Source organism: Rahnella perminowiae (assembly GCF_019049755.1).
GTDB lineage: Bacteria > Pseudomonadota > Gammaproteobacteria > Enterobacterales > Enterobacteriaceae > Rahnella > Rahnella perminowiae.
Map to the genome: position 1 here is coordinate 1 of NZ_JAFMOS010000267.1, position 3,217 is coordinate 3,217.

Below are 3,217 nucleotides of genomic sequence, written 5' to 3' on the forward strand. Positions count from 1 at the left end.
CGTGCTCGGGGTTATTATTACTTTAATGTTAATTTTTGTCCGGACAATAAAATATACCACCCTTATTTTTGACAGGAAACTGGCAGCATCGGTTATGTGTGTCCTGATTTATTCTGCCATCATGACACTGGTTGGATTCTACGCGATCCGTACTGAATATAGTTTTGGAAGTGTAGGGGATGCCGTATTCAGAAAACAACTGCTCATTATGCCGCTGGTTATTTTTTCCCTGTTACTTTATTTAAGAACCCGGGTTGCAGGTACATCAGATGAAGAAAATTGAAGTTGCTCACCTGTTAGGTCAGCTGGATATCGGAGGAATTGAAAGCTGGCTTTATGATTTGGTGATTGAAACAGCAGGTAGTGTACAGCACACCTTTATCGTCGATAAGCCCCATAAAGGATTTTACGAAGAGGATTTATTGTCGATGGGTTGCAGAGTCATACACATTTCGTCTTATAAAAAACCACTGAAATACATAGCCGCTTTGTTTTCCGTTCTCAGGAAAAATAAATATGATGTCTGTCATAGCCACGTCAGCTTCAATAATGGTGTCGTCGCGTACATCGCTAAGATGTGTGGTATACCGAAGGTTATTTCCCATGCTCACTCTGATCGAACTCTGCAATACCAACGCCAGGGCCTGTTAAAACGCCTTGAAATTGATTTTAAAATCTTCCTGGTCAGGCGTTATTCGACGTATTGCGTTGCGGTCAGTGAAGGTTCAGCACGTTGCCACTACAAAACAAAGGGAACGGCAGTCAGCATCATTCCCTGTGGCAAAAATTTTCAGAACCTTGTCTCTGCTGCTCCGAGCCGCCTTAAACAGGAGCTTGGTATTGCTGAAAGCACGTTTGTTTTGGGAACGGTCGGGCGGGTAGAACCTGTTAAAAACCAGGCATTCCTGCTTGATATACTCTCTCAATACCGTGAGCAGGATGTGTGTTTGCTGATTGTTGGTGAAGGAAGTCTGCGGGCTGACTTGCACAGACTCACCCTTGAGCAGGGTCTCGCTGACAAAGTTATCCTGACCGGTGCAAGAGACGATACGCTGTTAATTTTACGCGATGTTATTGATGTTTTCCTGTTTCCGTCGCTGCACGAGGGCTTTGGGCTTGCTGCTGTTGAAGCTCAGGCGGCCGGCCTGCCGGTCATCGCTTCACTGCATGTTCCACGGCTTATTGATGTGACTGAACGTATCTCTCATCATTCACTTAGCCATCTCTGTGCATGGACGTCAGAAATTGATGCATGGATGGCTCAGCCTGTCAGGAAAGAAATTAATACTGATGTGATAACAGGCCGCTTTTCTATCGGGAAGAATGCGCAGGAAATATTGAGGTTATATGTCTGAAAATATTAAAACTGGCCGGATGGTTTTTCATCACTGGCGGAGCATTATTCTGTTTCTATGTGCCATAATCTCTCCTTTACCGAAATTTTTTCGTGCTTATCTGCTTGATGTCTTCGCCGGATTTCCGGGAAAAACAGGGGTGGGCATCCGCTATATTCTTATCCGTACGCTGGTAAAAGCATGTGGAGATAATGTTTATATCGGACGCTGGTGCGTATTCAAAAATCTACAAAACCTCTCACTGGGTAGCAATATCAGTTTTCATGAACGGAGTTATGTGGATGCTGCCGGAAATATATTGGTGGGTAATGATGTGTCGTTTGCCCATTCTGTGTCGATTATCTCTTTCGAACATCGGTACGCATTATCTGAACAACCCTTTAAATATCAGCCGGTAGAGCTTAAAAAAATTTGTATTGCCTCGAATGTCTGGGTGGGGTGTGGTGTAAGGATCCTGGCAGGTACGATAATTGACTCTGACGTCGTTATCGCAGCGAATTCTGTCACCAAAAATCATCTTACTGCGGGAGTCTATGCCGGATCCCCGGCAATGAAAATAAAGGAGCTATCATGAAAATGGTTTTTGCGCATGACCATTATTTTATCCATCATGGTGAAAAAGTGTATTCACCCGGTAAGCTTCCTTATTCTGCTTTTACCCGGTATTTACATCATTTTGATCAGGTAACTGTATTATCCCGTTATAAAAATGATTCCTCATTTTCGCCTTACTGGACTCTGGCCAGCGGTCATGGGATGGTTTTTAAAAAAATTGAAAATCATTCTTCTCTGAAATCTGTGTTATTCACTTGCCATAAAAATATTATCGAGATTAAAGACACTCTCAGAGGGTGCGATGGCGTTGTTGTCAGGTTACCCAGTGAAACCGGTCTGATAACGGCAAAAATCGCACGACAGATGAATATTCCTTATCTTGTGGAACTCGTAGCCTGTCCGTGGGATGCCATGATCGGATACGGATCACTGAAGGGATTCCTCTATGCGCCGGTGTTATCCTGGCGGGTGAGGCAGGCGGTGAAAAAAGCCTGGGGTGCTATTTATGTTACGGGAAGTTTTTTGCAAAAACGTTATCCTATTAAATATAACGGCGTGTCTGCTTCAAACGTTGACTTACTGCCGGCCTCTCTTTCTGTTCTGAATCAAAGATGCGATAAAATAGCTACGTCCTCTGGAGGACCTTTTAAAATAGGCTTAATTGCTTCTCTTGACAGTCCGCATAAAGGTTTTGATACCATTTACAAAGCAGTCTATCGGCTCAAAAATAAGGGGGTTCCGGTCATACTTGAAATCACCGGTGGCGGAAGTAAATTCAAAAATAGTCCGCTGATTGATAAATTATTACTGCATGACAATATTATTTTTTCAGGGCCCAAAACATCAGGAGAAGGGATTTTTTCATTCCTGGATACCGTCGATCTGTATGTGCAGCCCAGCAATCAGGAAGGATTGCCACGTGCTGTGATAGAGGCGATGTCGCGCGCCTGCCCGGTGATCACCAGTTCTGCCGGAGGAATGCCGGAGTTATGTCAACGGCATTACCTGCATAAGCCCAATGATGACCATACACTGGCGAACAACATTGAATATTTACTAAAAAACCGTCAGGAAATGTTATCGATGGCGCACCACTCGTTTAATACTGCGCGTCTTTATCAGCCTGAATTATTAATGAAAATCCGCTTTGATCTCTTTACCCGCTATAAGAATCATATGCTTTCACTCAGGAATGCCTGACACAACATCTCTCAGTTGTTTTTGGTTTTTACTGATATAGATAATGAATGACCTTTAACATAATTATGAGAAATGTTTTTGCAAGGTCAGTGTAAATACTGTCTCTT

The 3,217-nt window shown here is 43.3% G+C and carries 3 protein-coding genes and 1 pseudogene; all 4 read left to right on the top strand.

The annotated features are described in order from the left end of the window. Nucleotides 1-283 (top strand): annotated as a pseudogene (locus tag J1785_RS02105) (hypothetical protein); the annotation flags it as partial. After that, complete coding sequence (locus J1785_RS02110) at nt 270-1,355, top strand: glycosyltransferase (RefSeq protein WP_217156937.1); 1,086 nt, start codon at nt 270-272, stop codon at nt 1,353-1,355. The pseudogene J1785_RS02105 and the gene J1785_RS02110, both read left to right, overlap by 14 nt. Continuing rightward, complete coding sequence (locus tag J1785_RS02115) at nt 1,348-1,929, top strand: acyltransferase (RefSeq protein ID WP_217156934.1); 582 nt, start codon at nt 1,348-1,350, stop codon at nt 1,927-1,929. Before J1785_RS02110 ends, J1785_RS02115 begins: the two co-directional genes overlap by 8 nt. Continuing rightward, nucleotides 1,926-3,110 carry a glycosyltransferase family 4 protein gene (locus tag J1785_RS02120; protein ID WP_129991395.1) on the top strand — a complete coding sequence of 395 codons (1,185 nt, stop codon included), beginning with the start codon at nt 1,926-1,928 and terminating at the stop codon, nt 3,108-3,110. The genes J1785_RS02115 and J1785_RS02120 overlap by 4 nt, the downstream gene beginning before the upstream one ends. Nucleotides 3,111-3,217 lie beyond the last annotated feature (107 nt).

Excerpts from the sequence above, each read along its gene's own strand:
- J1785_RS02120 (WP_129991395.1), top strand. The coding sequence starts at position 1,926 with ATGAAAATGGTTTTTGCGCATGACCATTATTTTATCCATCATGGTGAA.
- J1785_RS02115 (WP_217156934.1), top strand. The coding sequence starts at position 1,348 with ATGTCTGAAAATATTAAAACTGGCCGGATGGTTTTTCATCACTGGCGG.
- J1785_RS02110 (WP_217156937.1), top strand. The coding sequence starts at position 270 with ATGAAGAAAATTGAAGTTGCTCACCTGTTAGGTCAGCTGGATATCGGA.